Raw genomic sequence first — 20,704 nt, 5'->3', positions numbered from 1 at the left:
TAACCGCCCTATGTGTGCAACTGGGTGAGGCCGGTCGGCGGACCGTCGACGGCGGTCCAGCCGCCATCGACGAACAGTGTGCTGCCGCTGACATAGCTCGCAGCATCGGAAGCGAGATAGGCCACGGCGGTCGCGACCTCGTCGGCGCTGCTCCAGCGGTTGAACACGGTGTGGCCGGCGTAGAGATTGTAGATGTCGGGACGCTGCTTGAACGGGCCGGTCAGCGCGGTCTCGGCGATGCTCGGCGCGATCGCGTTGACGCGCACGCCGGAGCGTCCAACCTCAGACGCAAAGCCCTTCACCAGCAGGCCGATCGCGGCCTTGGTCGAGCCGTAGACGCCCAGGCCCGGCTCGATGGTCACCGCCCGCACCGAGGAGCAGGCGATGATGCTGCCGCCCTTCTGCTCGACCATGATGCGGCCGAAGGCCTGGAAGAACCAGACCGTGCCCTTGATGTTGAGGTTGAGGACGCGGTCGAGATCCTCCTCGGTGTAGTCGAGGATGGTCTTGCGGATGTTGAGCCCGGGCGTCGTCACCGCGATGTCGAGCCGCGAGAATTTCTGCATCACGATCCTGGCCAGCGCATTGACCTCCGCGGCGCTCGCCGCGTCGCACCCAGCCGCCTCGGCCCAGCCGCCCTTCTCACGAATGCCGGCGGCGGTCGCTTCGGCGGCGTCAAGCGCGCGATCGGCGCAGACGACACGGGCGCCGAGCCCGGCCAGCGCCTCGGCCGACGATTTGCCGATGCCCGAGGCGGCGCCCAGCACCACGGCCGTCTTGCCGGTGAGATCGAAGAGCTTGCGATAGTCAGTCACGGATAGATTCTCCCTGCGTTGCAGCTAGCCCTTGTAGCCCATCAGCAGGCGGGGCAGCCACAGCGAGAAGGCGGGGACGTAAGTCACGAACATCAGAGCTGCGATCAGAGCGGCGTAGAACGGCAGGATGGTGCGCATCACCGCGCCCACCGAGATGCCGCCGATGGCGCAGCCCACGAACTGGGTGGTCCCGACCGGCGGGGTGTTCAGCCCCAGCGCGCAGTTGATCAGCATCAGCATTCCGAACTGCACCGGATCCATGCCCGCCTTCATCGCGATCGGCAGGAAGATGGGCGTGCAGATCAGGATGGTCGCTGCCATGTCCATGAACGTGCCCAGCACGAACAGGATGACGTTGATGAGCAGGAAGATGACCCAGGGCTGCGTCGAGACCCTGCTCATCATCTCGCCGGCGAAGTCGGCCACCTCGTAAAGTCCCATCAGATACTGGAACATGGTGGAGACGCCGATCAGCAGCAGCACCACGCCCGTCGTCTTCACCGCCTTGGCCGCGGCGCCCAGGAAGTTCGGCAAGGTCATGGTGCGGTAGATGAAGAACGTCAGCAGGATCGTATAGGTGACCGCGACGGCCGCGGACTCGGTCGCCGTGAACACGCCCGACAGGATGCCTGAAAGGATGATGCCGACGATCAGAAGGCCGGGCAGAGCGGCGGCGAACGAACGAAAAACCGCGGGCCAGCCCGGGAACTTGCCGGCCGGATAGCCTCGCTTCACCGCCACCGCGTAAGCGGCGACCAGCATGCACACCATCAACACCAGCGCCGGCAGGAGACCGGCGGCGATCAGCGCGCCGATCGAGACCTTGCCGCCGGCGGCGAGCGCATAGATGATCATGTTGTGACTGGTCGGCATCAGTGCTCCGACCAGCGAAGCATGGGTGGTGACGTTGACGGCGTAGTCGGTGTCGAAACCTTCCTTCTTCATCATGGGGATCATCACGGCCCCCATCGCCGACACGTCGGCAACTGGCGAGCCGGACACGCCGCCGAACAGCGTGCAGGCGACCACGTTCGACATGCCGAGCCCGCCGCGGATGTGTCCGACGAGATTCTTGGCGAGCTGCACGATCTTGTCGGCGACGCCGCCATGCAGCATCAGCTCACCGCTGAAGACGAAGAACGGGATGGCGAGGAAGGAGAAGATGTTCATCCCCGACATCATCTGCTGGAAGATGACCGCGACCGGCAGGCCTTCGTAGAGGATGGTGCAAATCGCCGAGAGGCCGATCGCGAAGGCGACGGGGACGCCGAGCACCAGGAAGCCGAAAAAAGTGGCGCCGAGGATGATCAGTTCCATGAGGGGACGACCTCTTCGCCGCGCAGGAGAGCGATGATGTGCTCGATTGAAAAGGAGACGATCAGGACGCCGGAGGCGATCAGCGGCACGTAACGGATGACCTCGGGCAACCCGAGATTGGGGATCTTCACGGTTCCGACCGACGCTCCGAGGATCCAGCCGTTATAGGCCATAGCGAGGCCGAACCCGGCCACCAGGACGTGGATCACAAGCTCGATTTTCTCTCGCGTGTGGTCCGGCAGCATCACCAGCAAACTATCCATGCCGATATGCCCGGCATCGCGCACGCCCACGGCGGCGCCGATCAACGTGACATACAGGATCAGAACCAACGCAAGGTTCTCCGTCCAGGTCGGGCTGGAATTGAGCACGTAACGTCCGAACACCTGGTAGAAGACGATGGTGACGATGACGAGCAGCCCGGTCACCGACAGATACATCCCTAGCCGAGCGACGGGAGCATTGATCCGGGACAGCAAGCCGGTTGACGGGCGTCCGGCTACGTCCAGTTCGTGGTCTGCGACGTGAGGGTCTGTCATCCAAGTCTCCTTGCAAGTCTCCTTGCGCGCGTCCAATGCGTCGGTCCGGCGTCGCCAGTCGGCAACGCCGGACCGACGCTATGGCCTTACTTCGTGTCCTGGATACGCTTGACGAGGCTCTTCAGCTTCTCGTCACCCGCGAACTTGTCGTACACCGGCTTCATCGCGTCGACGAATTCCTTCTTGTTGGCGATCGTCACGACTTGAACGCCGGCCGCTTCGACGGTCTTGCGGGACGCCTGCTCACGCTCGTCCCAGAGCTTGCGCATGACGGGCACCGATTCCTTGGCCGCCTTGCGGACCATCGCCTGGTCTTCCTTGCTCAGCGTGTCCCAGACCGTCTTGGACATCACGAGAACTTCGGGCGCCAGGGAGTGCTCGGTTATGTTGTAGAACTTGGCAGCCTCGAAGTGGCGCGAGGACTCGTAAGACGGCCAGTTGTTCTCGGCAGCGTCCACCAGACCGGTCTTGAGAGCGGTATAGACCTCGCCATACGGCATCGGGGTGGGATTGGCCCCGAGGCTCTGGATCATGCCGACCCACAGGTCGGATTGCTGGACGCGAATTTTCAGACCCTTGACGTCCGCGAGCGACTTGATCGGAGCCTTGACGGTGTAAATGGACCGCGCGCCGCTGTCATAATAGGCGAGGCCGACCAGGCCTGCGGGCGCCATGGCCGCCAGGATCTCGTCGCCGATCGGCCCGTCAAGGACGGTGCGCATGTGCTGCGTGTCCCGGAAGATGAAGGGCAGGCACAACACGATGGTTTCCGGCACGAAGTTGTTCAAGGGCGATGCGTTGATCCGCATCATGTCGAGGGCGCCGATCTTGAGCTGCTCGATGGTGTCCTTCTCAGAGCCCAGCGCACCGTTGGGGAACACCTTCACGCCGAGCTTGCCGCCGCTCGCCGCGGCGAGCTGCTTGCCCATGAACTTGACGGCCTCGACGGTCGGATAATCGGCGGGGTGGACGTCGGCGGAACGGAAATCGCGTGCGGTCGCCAAGGGGGCTGAGACCGCCAGCAGAGCGGCTGCGACGATGCCGGTGAGTATCTTCATCTGGGCTTCCTCCTGAGTTGATTATGTCGTTGGGCAGATGTTGCGGGCCGCCTTTGGGTCGCTCCACTTCCGGTGGGAAGTCAAGCGCCATTGTCGTCCCTAGGGCGCGCGGCATTCTCTGTCCAAGCCAAATCCGGCATCGATCAATGCTAGAGTTGCATCGATGGATCAGACCGGCCTCGGGCAGACAACCGGCTCATCGTCCTGTTTTTCCGAAATAACCTGCCGTCGGCCGCGGGAAGTGTTCATGCGCGTTGCTTGACGCCCCCGGTGCGGCCCCCTCAAGATGCTGACAAAACGGACCATCCCGGGGAATGCCCATGCCGCGGAAGCTGATCGACATCTCCGTGCCGCTCAGAAACGACGTGACGGCGGATCCGCCGGGCAATCACCCGACGATCCAGTACATCGATCACCAGCAGGGCCTGCCGCGGATGCTGCAGTTCTTCGACGGCCTCACGGCACAGGACCTGCCGGACGGCCAAGGCTGGGCGGTCGAGCAGGTCTCGCTGTCGACCCATAACGGCACGCATCTCGATGCGCCCTGGCATTTCCATCCGACCATGAATCGCGGCGAGCGGTCATGGACGATCGACGAAGTCCCGCTGGAATGGTGCTTTCAGCCCGGCGTGAAGCTCGATTTCCGGCATCTTCCCGACGGCTACGTGGCGAGCGCCGACGACGTCGAGAAGGAGTTGAGGCGGATCGGGCACGCGCTGTCGCCGCTTGAGATCGTCGTCGTCAACACTGGCGCCGGCGCCAAGTTCGGCCAAGCCGACTATGTCAGCTCAGGCTGCGGCATGGGCTATGAGGCCACCATGTATCTGCTCGAACGCGGCGTGCGGCTGACCGGCACCGACGGCTGGAGCTGGGACGCGCCTTTCGTCCATACCGCGAAGAAATATGCCGAAACGAAAGATGCCGGCCTGATCTGGGAGGGCCACAAGGCAGGGCGGCACATCGGCTATTGCCATCTCGAGAAGCTGCACAATCTCGACCAGCTGCCTTCGACCGGCTTCACCATCTCATGCTTTCCGGTGAAGATCGAGCGGGCCTCCGCGGGCTGGACCCGCGCCGTGGCGATCATCGACAGCTAGCTGTCGAGCCCGCTCTCGGCGAGTTCACGCAAGGCATCCATGTCGAGCACGACAATGGCGCCGTGCTCGAGCCGAACCCAGTTGCGGCCCGCCCAGGCGCGCAATTGCTTGTTGATGCTCTCGCGCGTCATCCCCACCATCTCGCTGATCTCCTGCTGCGTGATGGCAAGCGTGCCGCTGCCGGAGTCGAACTTGCGCTCTTCGGTGAGGCCGAGCAGCGCGCTCGCGAGCCGGCCCGGCAGATTTTGCAGGATCACCTGCTCGACCTGCTGGCTGGTCCAGCGCAGGCGCGCGCAGAGCAGCTCGATGAATTTCATTGCGAGCGCCGGCTGGCTCTTCACGAACGGCAGGAAGTCCCGGCGATCGATGATGTAGAGCTCGCAATTGGTGTTGGCGGTCGCATCGGCCGACCTCGGGGCGCCGTCGAGCACCGCGATTTCGCCGAAGATCTCTCCGGGACCGATCAGATTGAGAATGGCGTTACGGCCGTCGGGCGACGAAGAGGAAATCTTCACCGTCCCTGTGATCACCGCGAACAGATTGTTGCCGGGATCGCCCTTGGCAGCGATCGTCGCGCCGCGCTTCACCGTGGTGTGCTTGGCGTAACGGCAGAGCTGATCCAGCGCCTCCGGCTCCAGATCCGCAAAGATCGGGTGCTTGCGCAGGACCGATAATTTATTCCCCGCCGCTTGTCGGGGGTCGTCGCCGGTCTTGTCCTGAGGCACGCCACTGGGCTCCTAAGACTGCGAGGCACTGGGGTCCCTGCGTAGTCAGTGTAGCCCAGTTTTTCAACCGGAAAGCATGCTAGCTGTTTGAGGCAAACGCAGCGAAAATGCCGCGGTTCAGGCGCGAAGCCGGCATCCGAAGGGTGAGCCAATGCGTCCCTGTCGATGCAGAGTTGCAAGCGCCGCACGCCGCCTTGCGTTGAAGCGCTGCCAACCGTCCCGAGCTCGCACGGTATAGCCCGCGCCGCGGGCGCCTCAAAATGCGACCGTGATTCTCAGGAGCTAGGACGCTTGACGTCTGACTTGAGCCGGCCTGGACTGGTTTGCCGGTCTGCCCAGACCAGTGCCCCGGCGAATGTGACAAAGATTGCCACGACAAAGATGCTCATAAGCAACGCGTCAGCCGGCATGATGCCCTCCCCTGTGGTTTCAGGCATTGTCTGAGGCACGCGGCCGAATGCATTGATCCCGATCAAAATCGAGCCGCGCTGCGTCGGAATCAGGCTGCGGCCAGGGCCTCGACCTTCGCCGGATCGAGCAGGCTGATCCCGCCATGAATGATCTCGATCACGCCGTGGCGCTCCAGCTTGGTGAAGGTGCGGCTGACGGTCTCGATGGTCAGGCCGAGGTAGTCGGCGATGTCCTGGCGGCTCATCGGAAGCGGAACCGTGTCCGACGCCCCCTTCAGCGAGACCAGCCGCTCGCGCCAGCCGAGCAGAAAGGCCGCAACCTTTTCGTCCGCCGAACGGCGACCCAGCAGGACCATGTGGTCCCGGGCCTGGTTCAGCTCGCGAATTGCCAGTTCGTTGATCCGCCTGAGGAGGTGCAGCCGCTCCTCGATGAAACGGCCGAAGGGTGCCTTAGCGAACTGGCATACGGTCACCGCGCCGATCGCATCGGCCGAAAAATTGTGCCTGCCCGAAACATTCATCCCCAGGAAATCGCCGGGCAAGGCAAAGCCCACGATCTGCCGGCGGCCGTCGGTCAGCAGCTTGTACAGCCGCATGACGCCCTCAACGAGATTGTAGAACGAGGTCGTGATGTCCTCCTCGGAGAACACAGTCTCGCCTGAGGAAAAATGGACACGCCGGCCGAGATGCTCGAATTTCCGAAGCTCGACCGCATCCAGCGACGAACAAACCGCCGATGCGCGGACAGCGCAATCGCTGCAGAGCTGCCAGTTCGGCTCAATCGTGACTACGGGCTTCATCGACCGCTCCAAGCGCCGGGTGCCCATCAGGCCCATTCCGTCGCGCGGCTGCATTTTACTGCACTGCGCCAAAGCCGGTTGACCCAGATCAATTTTGGAGGGAATCCCCGCCCTATTCTTCTCCCAGACATAAACGGGGCCACTTTACATGCTGCAAGGAACGCTGCGTCACGGGTTGATCGGGTTGCTTCTGATGACGCCTGCCCTGGCTGCCCCGACCGCCGAACAACGCGGCAAGGCCTTTGCGCGAGCCAATTGCGCGCGCTGCCACGCGATCGACCGTGCGTCGAACAGTCCGCTCAAGATCGCGCCGCCGCTGCGGGCCCTGCACCAGCGCTATCCCATCGAGAGCCTTGGGGAGGCGCTGGCCGAGGGCATCAACACCGGCCACGCCGACATGCCGGCCTTCGAGCTCAGTCCGGACCAGATCCACGATCTCCTGTCCTACCTCAAGACCCTGGAATAGCCGGCGTCACACCGCCTGCACCGTCCAGCCGATCAGCTCCCTCGCGATGCGCGTGAAGGCCGTATCGAACGCTGCGACCGCTACGGCCGGCTCGACCTTGTCGAGCTTTTCGCTGGTCTCGACGAGACGCGAGGCAATCACCTTGCCGTTCTTGTCGACGATCCGTGCCGACAGTCCGATCTCGACCCGTGTCTCCCCTTCCGTGGCAATGCGGAAGCGCCTGATGTCGATCAGCAGCTGATAGTCCGCCTGCCCGAGATCGGCCGTGCGCAACGGCGCGTGGGCGATGTCGTAATTCTCGAAACTGTCGATCAGCCGCGCCTGCACCAGCTTGGGAATGCTGTCGGCCCAGAGGAAGTCCGCAAAGCCCGGATTATCGCCGCCGGGCGCGAACAGCATACGCTGGGTCTGCAGCATGGCGACCGCCGTCGGCTCGGGGATGGCCAGTGACGCCGAGAGCGTCTTGCCGGCCGGACCGAGGTTCTGCGGCGTGCGCAGGTCATAGGTGACTTTCTGCGCCGGCGTTCCGCCGCCGGTCATCTTCTCAAGGCCCGCCAGAATGCCGTCAATCCTGCCGGTGTTGCGCGCAAGCCCCTCGGAGAAGGTCTTGAGATTGGCGACGGTGTCCTTTAGCGGGCCCGAATTGTCCTCCAGCACGGTGTCGACCCGCCGCAGTGCATCGCGCGCGGCCTGCATCATGCTCTGGCCCGCACCGGCCTCGGCAATCAAGGTCGGGGGCTCGCCGGCTTTGGCGACGATGATGCCCCCCTCCAGCGTCACCACCGGCACGCCGGTCAGCCCCTGGAAATCGAGCCCGACCCTGCTGTCGGCGCGCACCGGCGTGGTTGAAGCAACCGATATCGTCGCATTGACGAAGCGTGGATTGTCCGGCGCAAGCCCGAGCTGGGTGACCTCGCCGACGCGGATGCCGTTGAACAGCACGCCGGCGCCGACCAGAAGACCGGGCACCGGGCCCTGGAATTGCACGTGATAGCTCGTGCGCGGCCCGATGCCGCCGGTGTTGTTCAGCCAGTAGACGAAGCCGAACACCGCGAGGATCGCGGCCAGGACGAAACTGCCGATCAGCACGTAGGGAGCGCGGGTTTCCATGTCTCATCTCATCTCGTGTTGCAGCATCTGCGAGCGCTTGCCATGGAAATAGGCGCGCACCCAGGGATGCTCGGATTGCAGCAGTTCGCGCATCGGACCGATCGCCACGATCTTGCCGTCGGCGAGAGCAGCGACCCGATCGCAGACCGTGGTCAGGCTCGCCAGATCATGGGTGACCATGAACACGGTGAGGCCGAGGGTCTTTTGCAGTGTCCCGATCAGCGCATCGAAATCGCCCGCCGCGATCGGATCGAGACCCGAGGTCGGCTCGTCCAGGAAGAGGATCGGCGGATCGAGCGCGAGCGCGCGCGCCAGCGCGACCCGCTTGGTCATGCCGCCGGATAGCTCCGCCGGATATTTATCGGCGTCCTGCGCCCGCAGCCCGACCATTTCGAGCTTGGCGATCGCGATCTCGTCCATCAGCTCCTGCGACAGGACGAGATTTTCACGGAGCGGAAACTGGATGTTCTGCCGCACCGTCAGCGAGGAGAACAGCGCGCCCTGCTGGAACAGAATGCCCCATGTCGTGGCCGCGCCTTCGGTGCGGCCGCCGATTGGCCGTCCCGTGACCTCGATGGTGCCGCCTTGGCGCGGGATGAGGCCGATGATGGTTCGCATCAGCACCGACTTGCCGCCACCCGACGCCCCCACGAGTCCGAGGATCTCACCCCGGCGCACATCGAGCGACAGATGATGGAGCACGGTCTGCCGGCCGAAGCCGACCACGAGGTCGCGGACGCGGATCGCGAACTGCTCTAGCGATTCGCTCATGATCACATTCCGATCGAGGCGAAGAAGATCGCGAACAGGCCGTCGAGCACGATCACCAGGAAGATCGACTTGACCACCGAAATCGTGGTCTGTCGTCCCAGCGACTCGGCGCTGCCCTTCACACGCAAGCCCTCGCTGCAGGCGACGATTCCGATCACCAGCGCCATGAACGGCGCCTTCAGGATGCCCACCTCGAAATGGGCGACCGAGATCGCATCGTGCAGCCGCGCGATATAGATCGCCGGCGCCATGCCGCCGTAAAACTGCGCGATCAGGCCGCCGCCATAGAGTGCGGCGATCGATCCGATGAAAGCAAGGATCGGCAGCGCAATGACCAGGGCCACAACCCGCGGCAGGATCAGGACATGGACGGGATCGAGGCCCATGGTCGAAAGTGCATCGATCTCCTCGCGCATCTTCATCGAGCCGAGCTCGGCGGTGTAGGCGCTTCCCGAGCGGCCGGCGACCATGATGGCGACGATCAGCACGCCGAGCTCGCGCAGCACCAGGATGCCGACCATGTCGACGGTGTAGGATTCCGCGCCGAACCTGCGGAAATGGAAAAATCCCTGCTGGGCGATGATGGCGCCGATCAGGAAGGTGATCAGCACGACGATGGGGATGGCCTGCCAGCCGATGCGGTAGAGCTGATAGATCAGCGATGTCAACCGCAGCGAGCGCGGCCGGCGCAGCACGCCGATCACGGCCATGAACAACGCGCCCAGCATTTGAAGAAAGATCGTGATGTCTTCGCGCCCGCCGACCGTGGACTTGCCGAGATCGTTCAGTCTTAGCAGGACAGGGTTGGGTGCAGGCGCCGGCGGCGGGGTGTGGCGGTTGACCTGACGCACCTCCTCCATCAGGCCACTGAAATGGTCGGCGACACCGATAAACTCGGCCGATCGACCGGATGATGAAGCCCTGCGCGACAGCTTTTCCAGGACCCAGGCGCCGAGCGTGTCGAGCGCGCTGACGCCTGACATGTCCAGCGTCACGGTTCTGGATCGATCGACATCCGCCCCGACCGACCGGGACAATGTCTCCAGCATCGACACGTTCGCGGCAATCCACGGCCCTTCCGGGCACAATTTCAGCTCTTCGCCGGAGGGCGTTGCCAGCAACAGCGGTTCGGAGTTCACGCTTCCACCTCATCGGGACAACCGGGTCCGCATTCAGCCGGTCATTCTAGGCCGGCATGTGGCAGCCGGTTTGACCTGTCTCAAGACCACGACGCGTCTGCCTCCTTGACGCAAATCAAGCGCGCTCGCGCCGGCCGGTCCTAGGTTTGATTCCATTAAAGGGGAAATCAGGTCCATGTTCGACAGCGACAGGATGAGCGAAGAACTGCGCACGCTGAAGGTTGACGTCACACGCTTGCTGAGCACGGCCGGCGAGGAGATGTTCGAAAGTTCGAAAGACCGCGCGGAGGCCCTTGCCGATCAGATCAAGGCTGCGCTCGCCGAGCTCGGCGAGACCGTCGATGAGGAGCAGGAGCAGCTTCAGGGCCTCATTGCGGAGCGCCCGATCACATCGCTTGCCTCGGCCTTCGCGCTCGGCGTGGTCGTCGGATTCATGCTGCGGAGGCACTAGGTGAACACGGAAAACGTCGTCAAACATCTGCGAGTGCTCTGGCGTACCGACAGGATCATCGCGGACATCAGGCTGCGCCACCTGCTGATCGGCCTCGGCCTGCGCGCCTTTGCGGCGCTGATCGCCGCGTTCGGGCTCCTGATGCTGGAGCTGTCCGCCTATTTCGCACTGGTGCAGATCTGGAGTGCCATTGGCGCGGCCGCCATCCTTGGCGCCGTCAATTTTGCCATCGCGGCAATTCTCTTTGTGATTGCCGGCCGGCCTCCTGCAGGCCGCGACATCGAACTCGCCAACGAGATTCACGGCGCATCCATCGAAGCTCTTCAGCTCGAGGCGCGCACACTCCAGGCCCAGGTGTCGGGCGCCGTCCATCATCCGCTCAGCACGATCTTGCCCGTGCTGGTGCCGCTGATTGCGGTCCTGATCAAGAATTTGCGGAGAACGGCCGAGGACTCCGCCGCCGCAAATCCGGCTGAAGCGCGCCCCTAACGGGCGCGCTCAGAGTTTCAGCCTGACGTCGCAAATATCCGGCTCAGTCGTATCCGGCTTCACCTCGAAGCCGAGCTGCCGGCACATTTCGAGCATCGTGGTGTTCTCCCTGAGAACATCACCGGAAATCGCTTTGAGCCCCTCCGATCTCGCGTAGTCGATGATCAGTTGCATCAGGGCCCAGCCCAGACCCTTGCCCTTGAGGTCGGACCGCAGCAGGATCGCATATTCGCCGCTCTCGTAGACCGAGTCCGAGTGGAGTCGGACCACGCCGACCATTTCACCGGTCGCCTCGTCGAACGCGATAAAGGCCATCGCGCGCGCATAGTCGAGCTGGGTCAGGCGGGCGATGAACTCGTGAGTGAACTCCTTCATCGGCGCGAAGAAACGCAGACGAAGGTCGTGCGCCGTGACATGACTCAGGAATGCGTGGATGGTCGGCTCATCCTCCGGACGCAGGGGCCGCGCGAAGATCCGCCAGCCCTCCTTGAGCTTGAGGCGGCGCTCCCATTGCGACGGATAGGCCCGAACGGCGAAGTTGGCGGCGCCGGAGCCGGCAAACTTCCGTTGCGGCAGCCCGACCGCCACGCGGGCGTCGACCGCGGTCACGCCGGTTTCATCCGCCAGCAGCGGATTGATGTCGAATTCGCGGATCCCGGGGATGTCGGCGGCCATCTGCGCAAGTTTGACCAGGACCATGGCGACGGCGTCGGGCTTCACCGCCGGCACGTCCCGGTAAGCGCGAAGCAGCCGGGACACGCGCGTGCGGTCGATCAGGTCGCGGGCCAGTTGCAGATCGAGCGGCGGCAGCGCAAGCGCCTTGTCGTTGATGATCTCGACCGCGGTCCCGCCGCGGCCGAACACAACGACGGTGCCGAAGGTGGGATCGTCGGCGAGACCCAGAATCAACTCGCGCGCCTTCGCCTTGACCACCATCGCCTGCACGATGACGCCCTCGATGCGGGCTTGCGGACGCAGCTTGCTCGCCCGGGCGAGAATATCGGTAGCGGCGGCGCGCACCGCCTCGACCGTCGTCAGATTGAGCACGACGCCGCCGACATCGGATTTGTGGACAATGTCGCGCGACATGATCTTCAGCACGACGGTGGCGCCTTGCGCAAAGATGTCGCTCGCGTAGGCCACCGCCTGCTCGACATCGGCCGCGGCGTAGGTGGGCACCATCGCGATATCGTAGGCTTCGAGCAGGTGCTTGATCTCGACGGGTTCAAGCCATTGGCGGCCGTCTGCGATGGCAGCAGCTATGATCTGCTTCGCAGTACGTGCGTCCGGCACGAAAGTGTCTGGCATTGCGGGTGGAACCTGGCTCAGCTCCTCCACGACTTCGCGATGCCTCACGAGGTACATGAAGCCGCGCACGGCGTCGTCCTCGGTCGGATAGTTCGGAATGCCGGCGCCGGACAGTGTTTCGATGATGTTCTGGTCTGCCCCGATCCAGGCGGCAAGCACCGGCTTGGCCCAACTGCGGTGCTTCTCGCGGTATGCCTTGACGCGTTCGGTCACCATCGTTGCGATATCGGCGGCCGAGGCGATCGCGGTCTGCACGTTGAGGACCAGGACCGCGTCGTTGTCGGCGTCGGCGAGCAGCACCTCGAGCGCCGCCGCATAGCGCGACGCATCGGCGTCGCCCACGATGTCGACGGGATTTGCGCCGGACCAGGTCGGCGGCAGCGCGTCATCGAGTTTCTTGCGGGCGTCCGCCGAGATGGTCGCCGGAATGCCGCCGAGCTCGACCAATCGGTCGATAGCGAGGACGCCGATGCCGCCGCCATTGGTCAGGATGGCGAGGCGCTTTCCTGCCGGCGACTCGACGCGGCCGAGCGTCTCGGCGCAATCGAACAGTTCGCGCAGATCGGAGACCCGCAGGACGCCCGCGCGGCGGAACGCCGCGTCATAGACGGCGTCGGCGCCCGCAAGCGCACCGGTATGGGTGGCAGCCGCCCTCGCACCCTGCGCCATTCGGCCGGACTTCACCACGACAACGGGCTTCACGCGCGCCGCGGCGCGCGCGGCCGACATGAACTTGCGCGCGTCCTTGATGGCCTCGATATAGAGCAGGATCGCGCGGGTCTTGTGATCCATCGCGAAATAGTCGAGCAGATCGGCAATATCGACGTCGATTTGATCGCCGATCGAGACGATGCCGGAGAAGCCGACGCCGCGCTGCGCGGCCCAATCGACCATGCCGGCCGCGATCGCGCCCGATTGCGAGATCAGCGCGAGATTCCCAGGCCCCGGCATGTGCGCGGCAAAACTCGCATTGAGGCTCACGCCGGGCATCATGATGCCCAAGCAGTTCGGCCCGATCAGCCGCATGCCGTATTTGCGGGCCGCAGCGATGGCCGCCTCGTGCAGGGAGCCCGGTCCATGGCCGAGCCCGGCCGAGACGATCAGGGCGCCCGCCGAGCCGCGCCGCCCGGCTTGATCGACAATGCCGGGAACCGCGCGCGCCGGCGCGGTGATGACCACAAGCTCGGGCACGAACGGCAATTGATCGAGGTTGCCCACGGCCGCGACGCCGCCGATCTCGGCATGGCGCGGATTGACGAGGCCGAACTGTCCCGTGAATCCAGCCTTGCGGATGTTCTCCAGAACGGCGCGTCCAACGGAGACCGGGCGGGCGCTCGCACCGACGAGCGCGACCGAACGCGGCGACAGCAGGTTCTTCAGACGATAGGTTGACATGAAAGCAAATGCGCCCGGTCGGTGGCGGTTCCGATGGTTGACGATCAAGCCGAGAAAGTGGCGACCCGCCTAGTACGAGATCATAACCCAGCACGGTGGCTCGCCAATGACGGTCTTTGTCACACCGCCCCAAACGATCTCGTTCAGGCGCGAATGATGGTAGGCGCCCATGACGATCGCATCGATGGCATGGGAATTCGCCCAGCTTCCGAGCACTTTGCCAATCGAGCTGCCGCTGCCCTTCGTGGTTTCGAACGAGGCGTAGACCCCGTGTTCCCTCAAGTGATCGACCAGAGCCGTCCCGGATTGCACGATCGCGTCGGACTTGTCGTCCGCTACGGTCACCACGCGGACCGAGGCGGCTGCCTGAAGGATAGGCAGCGCGTCGCCGACCGCCCGCGCCGCACGCGCCGAGTGATCCCAAGCGATCATGATGTTCTCGAATTCCGGGCGCAGTTGGTCCACATGCTGCTCCGGGCAGAGCAGCACTGGCCGCCCGGATTCGAACAGGAGCGTCTCGATGATGTGCTCGGTTCGGCTGTCGTGTGGCTTCACGGGGACCAGCGTGAGATCGCTGAAGCGCCCGTGTTCGGCCAGGACTGACGCGATCTGGTCTGCCGGCACCTTGGCCGACCGGCTTTGAGCGCGAATGCCGGTGCGGGAGGTTGCGCGGGTGAACGCATCCAGGAGATGCTGACTATCGCCGGCCTCAAGCGACCCGTTTGCCTCGGCCGCATCGGGGAGCATCACCTTCGGCCGCACGAAAACATCCTCTTCGAGTGCCAGCGCGGTGATCCTGGCGCCGAGGTCGCCGGCAACGGCCACGCATTTCTCGATCGCAGCAAGGGCCGGGCCGCGTGGCTGGCCGACGAGCGGCAGAAAGACGTCCTTGATCGGCATCGGAATTCTCCTTGGCCACCAGAATAGGCCGGCTTTCGTTGGGACGCTTGATCCTCGTCAAGCCCGGGAACTCCGACCGGTCGAGGGAGACAGGCGTTGACCGAAGTCAAGGACTGGCCGCGGTCTGCTTCTATGGATTACCCTGATCGCGGGGCGAGCCGCCTTCCGACGCATCTGGACGTACCAGCTGGAATGACCGACGATTCTGCGACCCAGGACCGGATCTTTGCGGCGCTCACCAATTCCGCGGATCATCCAAACGTGAGGCGGATCGATACGCACGCAGCTTCGGTCTTTCTCGAAGGCGGGCGTGCTCTGAAAATCAAGCGCGCCGTGCAATTTCCGTTCCTCGATTATTCGACGCTCGAGAAGCGCAGGACGGCGTGCGAGGAGGAGATCAGGATCAACCGGCCGCTGGCGCCGCAGATCTATCACCGCGTCGTCGCGATCACGGAAGAGGCCGATGGATCGGTGAAGGTCGACGGAAGCGGCCGGCCGATCGAGTACGCGGTTGATATGTTGCGCTTCGACGAAAACCGAACGCTGGATCATCTGGCCAAGGCCGGCCCGCTGGATGAAAGTCTTGTATCGGCCGTCGCCGAGACGATCGTGGCTTCGCACGCGCAGGCTGTTCGCGCCGACGGCAACGCATGGGTTTCCTCCATCCCCGGCCTGATCGATGGCAACAGCAATGGCCTGCGGGCCGGCAATCATTTCGAAGCCGAAGAGATCGTGCAGATCAGCAGAGACTCGCAGGCAATGTTCCTCCGCCTCCGGCCTTTGCTCGAAGAGCGCGGCCGTCAAGGTTTCGTGCGCCGCTGCCATGGCGACCTGCATCTTGCGAACATCGTGGCGATCGACGAGCAGCCGGTGCTGTTCGACGCCATCGAGTTCGACGCCCAGATGGCAACCACCGACGTGCTCTACGATCTCGCATTCGGATTGATGGACCTGTTGCATCACGATCAACCACGCGCGGCCAACATCGTATTGAACCGCTACCTCGCCGCAACTTCGGTTGAGAATCTCGACGCTCTCTCCGCACTGCCGCTGTTCATGTCCATCCGGGCGGCGATCCGCGCCCAGGTCGCGCTGGCACGGCTGAAGCCGCCGCATCCCCATGATACGGGCATTCTCGACGGTGCACGGCGCTATTTTGGCCTCGCCCGCGTGCTGATCCAGCCGCCAGCCCCCCGGCTGGTAGCAGTCGGCGGATTGTCAGGCACCGGAAAGACGATTTTGGCACGCGCGCTCGCGCCGGATATTACGCCGCTGCCGGGGGCCGTCGTGCTGCGCAGCGACCTCGTCCGCAAGCAGATGTTCGGGGTCGAAGATACGGACCGGCTGCCGGCATCCGCATACACGCCGGAGGTCACGGCCCGCGTTTACGACATGTTGGCCGGGCACGCCGGGCGGGTGCTGGCGCAAGGCCATTCAGCGATCATCGACGGCGTGTTCGCCCGTGAGGACGAACGAGACGCGGTCGCCGCACTGGCGCGCAAGCGCAACGTGCCGCTGAGCGGCCTGTTTCTGGTTGCGGATCTCCCGACCCGGCAGGCGCGGATCGGAGGCCGCCGGGGCGACGCATCCGACGCCACGCAAGAGGTTGCCGCGCTGCAAGAGCACTATAATATCGGCCATGTCGGTTGGGCGACCATCGATGCATCCGGCACGCAAGAGCAGACGCTCCAGAACTGCCGGGACGCGATCGCCGAAAGCAAATAAGGCAATCTGCAGATGGCGCGACCCAGCACGAGTTCGACGGCCGCGCGCATCAAGCTTGCGGCGAGGCGCAATGCCCTGCCCGGCCGCCTCAGCCCCGGCATGGTCTGCGACACGGCCTTCCGGATCATCGCTCGCCGTCACCTCGCCGCCGTTCTCGCGCAGCATGACGGCACCTGCCGCGGCGATCCCGAGGCGCTGCACCAGATCCGGATTGCACTGACGCATCTGCGCACCGCCATCCGCTTCTTCTCGCCGATGGTCGATGATGCCCTTCGGCCGGAGGTCTGGACCGAACTAAAATGGTTGAACAGCCAACTCGGCATGGTGCGGGACCTCGACGTGGCAATCGAGCGGGTCATCGCCGAGAGTGGAGGCGAGTTGACCGTGATTGCCGAGCTCCAGCATTGGGACGAAAAGCGCGCCGAGAGCCATCGCCAGTTGGCGCGCGCGCTGCAATCCGCGCGGTATCGCCGTCTCGTCGAGCAGACGTCAGCCTGGATCGAGAGCGGCCCCTGGTCGACCCGGCGCAGCAAGGAAGCTATCAGGCTACGCCGCTGCACGCTCGCCGACCACGCTACAGCGAAACTCACGGAATGGGAAAGGACGCTGCTCAAGAAAGCACGCAAGCTCCGCAAGCTCAACGTCGGGAAACGGCACAAGCTGCGGCTTCTCAACAAGCGGCTGACCTATTCGGTCGAATCGCTCGAGGACCTTTTCGCCGACGAGTCGTTGACCAAGCAGAAGTCGATCCTCAAGCAATTGCGCAAGGCGCAAAAATCCCTCGGGCAATTGAATGACGATGCGCGAGGGCAAACCTTGGCGGCGTCATTGAACGAGGCCGTCCCCGAGGCGGGCATTCGCTTCCTCAACCGCAAGCGCGAAAAGAAACTGTTGCGGACCGCCTCGCGCGCCTACCGGAAACTCGGCAAGGCCAAGCCGTTCCGCTCCGCCGACCTTGCGCCGAATGCGGAGCCTGAGGACTAGGTGTGGACGTAGTCTCCCGGCGCGTCGGGCAGGCTGTCGACGTTCCCAAACCCCATCCGTGGCGGCTCATTGAGTGCACCAGAGCGGGCGGTCAGCCATCTGGACCATTCTTGCCACCACGACCCCTTCGCATGCGGTGCCAGTTTCAGCCATTCATCGCGATCGACATAGGGCGCATCCGCCGCCTTGGTCATGATCTGGTAGCTGTGCCCGGGCTCCTCAGGAGGCGCGACGATGCCGGCGTTATGGCCTCCGCTCGTCAACAGGAAGGTCACATCGGCATCGACTTGATAGTGAATCTTGTAGACGGATTGCCACGGCGCCACGTGATCCCTGACCGTGCCGACAACAAACATCGGCGTGTGGATGTCGGAGAGTGATATGCTCTTGCCGTCGACGCGGTAGCGACCTTCAGCCAAGTCATTGCTGAGGAACAGCTTGCGCAGATATTCAGAGTGCATGCGATAGGGCAAGCGCGTGGCGTCGGCATTCCAGGTCATCAAATCGCTCGGCGGTGCCCGCTCCCCCATCAGATAATTGTGCGAGAGCCGCGACCAGATCAGATCGTTCGAGCGCAGCAGCTGAAAAGCGCCGGCCATCTGCGTCGTATCGAGATAGCCTCGCTCCCACATCATGTCTTCCAGGAACGAGACCTGACTCTCGTTGATGAAAAGCGTCAGCTCGCCTGCTTCGGTGAAATCCGTCTGCGCAGCAAGCATCGTGATTGTCTTCAGCCGATTATCGCCGTCGCGCGCCATCGCTGCGGCCGCGATCGACAACAAGGTGCCACCCAGGCAGTAGCCAAGCGCATGAATTTTCCGGCGCGGCAAGATGCAGGCGATCGCATCCAGCGCAGCAAGGACGCCCGATGTGCGATAGTCATCAAACGCCACGTCGCGATCGGCCGCGTTCGGACTGCGCCAGGATATCGCAAATACGGTGAGGCCCTCGCCGGTCAGATATTTGACGAGCGAGTTCCGCGGCGACAAGTCGAGGATGTAGTATTTCATGATCCATGCGGGCACGATCAGGATCGGCTCCGGCCGCACCTTTTCGGTGGTGGGATGATACTGAATCAGCTCGATCAGCTCGTTTCGATAGACAACCTTGCCGGGCGACGTCGCGACGGTTTTGCCGACAATGAACTGTTCGTCGCCTGCCGGTTTTCCCGCGGAGAGCATGCGCATCAAGTCCCTGCACCAGTTCTGCCACCCGAGTACGAAATTCTTTCCCCCACTCTGTAAGGCCTTCTGAAGGACCTCGGGGTTGGTGGCAGCGAAATTCGATGGTGCAAGCATGTCGAGGATCTGGCGTCCCGAGAACTCGACGATTGCTTCATTCGTGGGGGCGACGCCACGCACACCCGTCGCAGCATCGTGCCACCACCGTTCTCCGAGGAGAAACGACTGCGCCATCAAGTTGAAAGGAGGGCTTTGCCATAACGGCCCTGCGAAGCGACGGTCCTGCGCTTGAGGCTTGATCACCGACCAGGGGTTTTGGCCTGGTGCAGCGGCATGCGCGACGGCGTCGAAATACCGGCTGGTGTCCCGAACGATCTCGCGCGTCCGCTCCAATTGGCGCTGCGGTGCTGCTGCAAGATGCGAACTCCAATCGAGATAGGCGAGCGACAGCGCTAATGGCGAAATGCCGCCGGTGAATCGCGCCAGCATCGCATGGAAGGCCCGATCGAGCGGATATGGTTCGGGCACGGACGGCGCATCGCCAGCCGGAATACGCTCCTGAACGGTCGCGGCCGGCGTTGCGGAACCCTTTACCAGATCGACGGGCGGCTCCGACGCCAGTTGCCCTTCGGCTAGCAGGAGGTTCGATGCCTGCGTGACGTTCATGGCTGGATATTCTTAGGCGTTCCGGATTTTCCGTCAGCGACAGCGCTGGTCAGCCGCGGCCGCTCGTTCAGCATGCCAAGGATGGCTGCCGCGACCCGTTCGCCATGCCGAAAATACCGATCGCAGTCGCGACGAATGAAGTCGAGCTGATGCTGGCTGCATTCCCGGTACATGGTTGTCCAATCCTTCACGGAGTGAGAGCCTGCCAGTTTCGACACGAACTCCGCGAACAAATGTGTCTCGGTTTGCGTTCGGTCCAGGAGTTCGTTGGCCATGAACACGACCTCCTCGAATATGAGCCCCTGCGCTCCAAGGGCGGTATCCAGCGCACGCTGGTTCGCGCTGGCCAGCCCTGCAATTGGATTGGAGGGCAACGGTTCGGCCGCAGGCTCTTGCAACTGGACGAGCTCACTCACGATCAGCCTCCTGATCACCCACAAGGGGCGCTTCTCCATCAGGGTACAGTCAACCGGGCCGGAAACGTTGAGCTGCATCAAGTCGGGCTACTCGCCGCGGCGGACTTTCCTTGATTGACCTGCGTCAAATCCAATCGCCATGCCGAGATTAAGCTCAACTTCAGAGTCATCAAAAGCCAGCGGAGACTGCCATGCGTGCCCATCAGATCATGACCCGGTCGGTCATCTCGGTTACCCCCGACACCAGCATCGTCGAGGCGGCAAACATCATGCTGAAGCGGCATGTCAGCGGTCTCACGGTTGTGGACGGCGCCGGCAAGCTGATCGGCGTGGTCTCGGAAGGCGACTTCATCCGCCGCAGCGAAATCCGCACGGGACGCAAGCGCGGGCGCTGGCTGCGGTTCATTCTCGGATCCGGCAAATCGGCCAACGACTTCATCCACGAGCACGGCCGCAAGGTCTCGGAGGTGATGACCCCTTCACCGGTGACCATCAGCGAGGATACGGCACTTGCCGAGATCGTCGACCTCATGGAACGGAACAATGTGAAGCGTCTGCCGGTGATCCGCGGCGACAAAATCGTCGGCATCGTGTCGCGGGCGAACCTGCTCCAGGCGGTGGCGGACCTCGCCCGGGACGTACCCGACCCGACCGCGGACGACGATCACATTCGCAGCCGCATCATCGATACCATGGAGAAGAACGACTGGTGCCCGTTCGGGCTGAATGTCATCGTCCGCGACGGCATCGTTCATCTCAGCGGCGTCATCACCGAGGAGCGCGCGCGACAGGCCGCGGTCGTCGCAGCGGAGAACGTCAACGGCGTGAAGAAGGTGCATGACCATCTCTGCTGGGTCGACACCATGTCAGGAATATATCTGAACTCGCCCGAGGATGATGACCTCGCCAAGGCAAGCTGACCAAGGCAAGGTGACCAAGGCA

At 63.6% G+C, this 20,704-nt stretch carries 20 protein-coding genes; 7 read left to right on the top strand and 13 right to left on the bottom strand.

The features are described from left to right. Positions 1–8 precede the first annotated feature (8 nt). The 4 genes from AC0L2F_RS19720 to AC0L2F_RS19705 form a co-directional block, all read right to left on the bottom strand. Positions 9–815 carry an SDR family NAD(P)-dependent oxidoreductase gene (locus tag AC0L2F_RS19720; protein ID WP_007612643.1) on the bottom strand — a complete coding sequence of 269 codons (807 nt, stop codon included), beginning with the start codon at positions 813–815 and terminating at the stop codon, positions 9–11. Positions 816–839: 24 nt separating this feature from the next. Continuing rightward, positions 840–2,132: a TRAP transporter large permease gene (locus AC0L2F_RS19715; RefSeq protein WP_063995550.1), complete on the bottom strand. Its 1,293-nt coding sequence runs from the start codon at positions 2,130–2,132 to the stop codon at positions 840–842. After that, positions 2,123–2,671, bottom strand: coding sequence for a TRAP transporter small permease (locus AC0L2F_RS19710; RefSeq protein WP_473249524.1), 549 nt, complete (start codon positions 2,669–2,671; stop codon positions 2,123–2,125). Before AC0L2F_RS19710 ends, AC0L2F_RS19715 begins: the two co-directional genes overlap by 10 nt. Positions 2,672–2,757: 86 nt before the next feature. Further along, positions 2,758–3,729, bottom strand: a complete 972-nt coding sequence (locus AC0L2F_RS19705) for a TRAP transporter substrate-binding protein (protein WP_007612646.1) — start codon at positions 3,727–3,729, stop codon at positions 2,758–2,760. A 320-nt stretch (positions 3,730–4,049) separates the two neighbouring features. On the opposite strand from AC0L2F_RS19705, the gene AC0L2F_RS19700 reads away from it, so the two are divergent. Continuing rightward, positions 4,050–4,826, top strand: a complete 777-nt coding sequence (locus AC0L2F_RS19700) for a cyclase family protein (RefSeq protein WP_473249522.1) — start codon at positions 4,050–4,052, stop codon at positions 4,824–4,826. Here AC0L2F_RS19700 and AC0L2F_RS19695 read toward each other — a convergent pair. Continuing rightward, the gene (locus tag AC0L2F_RS19695) at positions 4,823–5,551 is read right to left on the bottom strand and encodes a Crp/Fnr family transcriptional regulator (protein WP_007601607.1); all 729 of its coding nucleotides are present in this window, start codon (positions 5,549–5,551) and stop codon (positions 4,823–4,825) included. The two genes, AC0L2F_RS19700 and AC0L2F_RS19695, sit on opposite strands and share 4 nt — an antisense overlap. Positions 5,552–6,050: 499 nt before the next feature. Continuing rightward, positions 6,051–6,761, bottom strand: coding sequence for a helix-turn-helix domain-containing protein (locus AC0L2F_RS19690; RefSeq protein WP_473249520.1), 711 nt, complete (start codon positions 6,759–6,761; stop codon positions 6,051–6,053). A 148-nt stretch (positions 6,762–6,909) separates the two neighbouring features. On the opposite strand from AC0L2F_RS19690, the gene AC0L2F_RS19685 reads away from it, so the two are divergent. Then, positions 6,910–7,227 carry a c-type cytochrome gene (locus AC0L2F_RS19685; RefSeq protein WP_473249519.1) on the top strand — a complete coding sequence of 106 codons (318 nt, stop codon included), beginning with the start codon at positions 6,910–6,912 and terminating at the stop codon, positions 7,225–7,227. Between the two features lie 6 nt (positions 7,228–7,233). On the opposite strand, the gene AC0L2F_RS19680 is transcribed toward AC0L2F_RS19685, so the two are convergent. From AC0L2F_RS19680 to AC0L2F_RS19670, 3 genes are read right to left on the bottom strand one after another with little or no spacing between them, the layout of a single operon-like run. Continuing rightward, positions 7,234–8,337 carry an ABC-type transport auxiliary lipoprotein family protein gene (locus AC0L2F_RS19680; RefSeq protein WP_473249518.1) on the bottom strand — a complete coding sequence of 368 codons (1,104 nt, stop codon included), beginning with the start codon at positions 8,335–8,337 and terminating at the stop codon, positions 7,234–7,236. 3 nt (positions 8,338–8,340) lie between these two features. Next, positions 8,341–9,108, bottom strand: coding sequence for an ABC transporter ATP-binding protein (locus tag AC0L2F_RS19675; RefSeq protein WP_473249517.1), 768 nt, complete (start codon positions 9,106–9,108; stop codon positions 8,341–8,343). A 2-nt stretch (positions 9,109–9,110) separates the two neighbouring features. Next, a complete protein-coding gene (locus AC0L2F_RS19670; RefSeq protein WP_473249516.1) occupies positions 9,111–10,247 on the bottom strand; it encodes an MlaE family ABC transporter permease in 1,137 nt (378 codons plus the stop codon). Positions 10,248–10,422: 175 nt separating this feature from the next. On the opposite strand from AC0L2F_RS19670, the gene AC0L2F_RS19665 reads away from it, so the two are divergent. Further along, entirely contained in the window at positions 10,423–10,698 is a 276-nt protein-coding gene (locus tag AC0L2F_RS19665; protein ID WP_473249515.1) for a hypothetical protein, read from the top strand. Beyond that, the gene (locus AC0L2F_RS19660) at positions 10,699–11,187 is read left to right on the top strand and encodes a phage holin family protein (protein WP_473249514.1); all 489 of its coding nucleotides are present in this window, start codon (positions 10,699–10,701) and stop codon (positions 11,185–11,187) included. 9 nt (positions 11,188–11,196) lie between these two features. Here the strand turns inward: AC0L2F_RS19660 and AC0L2F_RS19655 are convergent, their stop codons facing one another. Together AC0L2F_RS19655 and AC0L2F_RS19650 are read right to left on the bottom strand one after the other, a co-directional pair. Next, on the bottom strand, positions 11,197–13,890 hold the full coding sequence (locus AC0L2F_RS19655; RefSeq protein WP_473249513.1) for a bifunctional acetate--CoA ligase family protein/GNAT family N-acetyltransferase: 2,694 nt from the start codon (positions 13,888–13,890) through the stop codon (positions 11,197–11,199). A gap of 69 nt (positions 13,891–13,959) precedes the next feature. After that, entirely contained in the window at positions 13,960–14,790 is an 831-nt protein-coding gene (locus AC0L2F_RS19650) for a universal stress protein (protein WP_473249512.1), read from the bottom strand. Positions 14,791–14,982: 192 nt separating this feature from the next. Between AC0L2F_RS19650 and AC0L2F_RS19645 the strand changes: the two genes are divergently transcribed. Next, a complete protein-coding gene (locus AC0L2F_RS19645) occupies positions 14,983–16,515 on the top strand; it encodes a bifunctional aminoglycoside phosphotransferase/ATP-binding protein (RefSeq protein ID WP_473249511.1) in 1,533 nt (510 codons plus the stop codon). 12 nt (positions 16,516–16,527) lie between these two features. Further along, positions 16,528–17,499, top strand: a complete 972-nt coding sequence (locus AC0L2F_RS19640) for a CHAD domain-containing protein (protein WP_063995543.1) — start codon at positions 16,528–16,530, stop codon at positions 17,497–17,499. On the opposite strand, the gene AC0L2F_RS19635 is transcribed toward AC0L2F_RS19640, so the two are convergent. Further along, positions 17,496–19,346 carry a PHA/PHB synthase family protein gene (locus tag AC0L2F_RS19635; RefSeq protein WP_473249510.1) on the bottom strand — a complete coding sequence of 617 codons (1,851 nt, stop codon included), beginning with the start codon at positions 19,344–19,346 and terminating at the stop codon, positions 17,496–17,498. The two genes, AC0L2F_RS19640 and AC0L2F_RS19635, sit on opposite strands and share 4 nt — an antisense overlap. Beyond that, positions 19,343–19,843 carry a hypothetical protein gene (locus AC0L2F_RS19630; protein ID WP_473249509.1) on the bottom strand — a complete coding sequence of 167 codons (501 nt, stop codon included), beginning with the start codon at positions 19,841–19,843 and terminating at the stop codon, positions 19,343–19,345. Before AC0L2F_RS19630 ends, AC0L2F_RS19635 begins: the two co-directional genes overlap by 4 nt. 110 nt (positions 19,844–19,953) lie before the next feature. Between AC0L2F_RS19630 and AC0L2F_RS19625 the strand changes: the two genes are divergently transcribed. Next, positions 19,954–20,682, top strand: coding sequence for a CBS domain-containing protein (locus AC0L2F_RS19625; protein ID WP_473249508.1), 729 nt, complete (start codon positions 19,954–19,956; stop codon positions 20,680–20,682). The last annotated feature ends 22 nt before the right edge of the window (positions 20,683–20,704 follow it).

It is taken from the genome of Bradyrhizobium sp. Ken64, from assembly GCF_055807555.1.
The sequence above is the reverse complement of the archived record's forward strand: the minus strand, read 5'-3'. Positions and strand labels throughout refer to the sequence as shown.

Bases quoted from the DNA above. Each gene is read 5' to 3' on its own strand.
- AC0L2F_RS19640 (WP_063995543.1), top strand. From the start codon at position 16,528: ATGGCGCGACCCAGCACGAGTTCGACGGCCGCGCGCATCAAGCTTGCG.
- AC0L2F_RS19680 (WP_473249518.1), bottom strand. From the start codon at position 8,337: ATGGAAACCCGCGCTCCCTACGTGCTGATCGGCAGTTTCGTCCTGGCC.
- AC0L2F_RS19685 (WP_473249519.1), top strand. From the start codon at position 6,910: ATGCTGCAAGGAACGCTGCGTCACGGGTTGATCGGGTTGCTTCTGATG.
- AC0L2F_RS19665 (WP_473249515.1), top strand. From the start codon at position 10,423: ATGTTCGACAGCGACAGGATGAGCGAAGAACTGCGCACGCTGAAGGTT.
- AC0L2F_RS19705 (WP_007612646.1), bottom strand. From the start codon at position 3,729: ATGAAGATACTCACCGGCATCGTCGCAGCCGCTCTGCTGGCGGTCTCA.
- AC0L2F_RS19655 (WP_473249513.1), bottom strand. From the start codon at position 13,890: ATGTCAACCTATCGTCTGAAGAACCTGCTGTCGCCGCGTTCGGTCGCG.
- AC0L2F_RS19650 (WP_473249512.1), bottom strand. From the start codon at position 14,790: ATGCCGATCAAGGACGTCTTTCTGCCGCTCGTCGGCCAGCCACGCGGC.
- AC0L2F_RS19690 (WP_473249520.1), bottom strand. From the start codon at position 6,761: ATGAAGCCCGTAGTCACGATTGAGCCGAACTGGCAGCTCTGCAGCGAT.
- AC0L2F_RS19625 (WP_473249508.1), top strand. From the start codon at position 19,954: ATGCGTGCCCATCAGATCATGACCCGGTCGGTCATCTCGGTTACCCCC.
- AC0L2F_RS19645 (WP_473249511.1), top strand. From the start codon at position 14,983: ATGACCGACGATTCTGCGACCCAGGACCGGATCTTTGCGGCGCTCACC.
- AC0L2F_RS19635 (WP_473249510.1), bottom strand. From the start codon at position 19,346: ATGAACGTCACGCAGGCATCGAACCTCCTGCTAGCCGAAGGGCAACTG.
- AC0L2F_RS19675 (WP_473249517.1), bottom strand. From the start codon at position 9,108: ATGAGCGAATCGCTAGAGCAGTTCGCGATCCGCGTCCGCGACCTCGTG.
- AC0L2F_RS19700 (WP_473249522.1), top strand. From the start codon at position 4,050: ATGCCGCGGAAGCTGATCGACATCTCCGTGCCGCTCAGAAACGACGTG.
- AC0L2F_RS19710 (WP_473249524.1), bottom strand. From the start codon at position 2,671: ATGACAGACCCTCACGTCGCAGACCACGAACTGGACGTAGCCGGACGC.
- AC0L2F_RS19715 (WP_063995550.1), bottom strand. From the start codon at position 2,132: ATGGAACTGATCATCCTCGGCGCCACTTTTTTCGGCTTCCTGGTGCTC.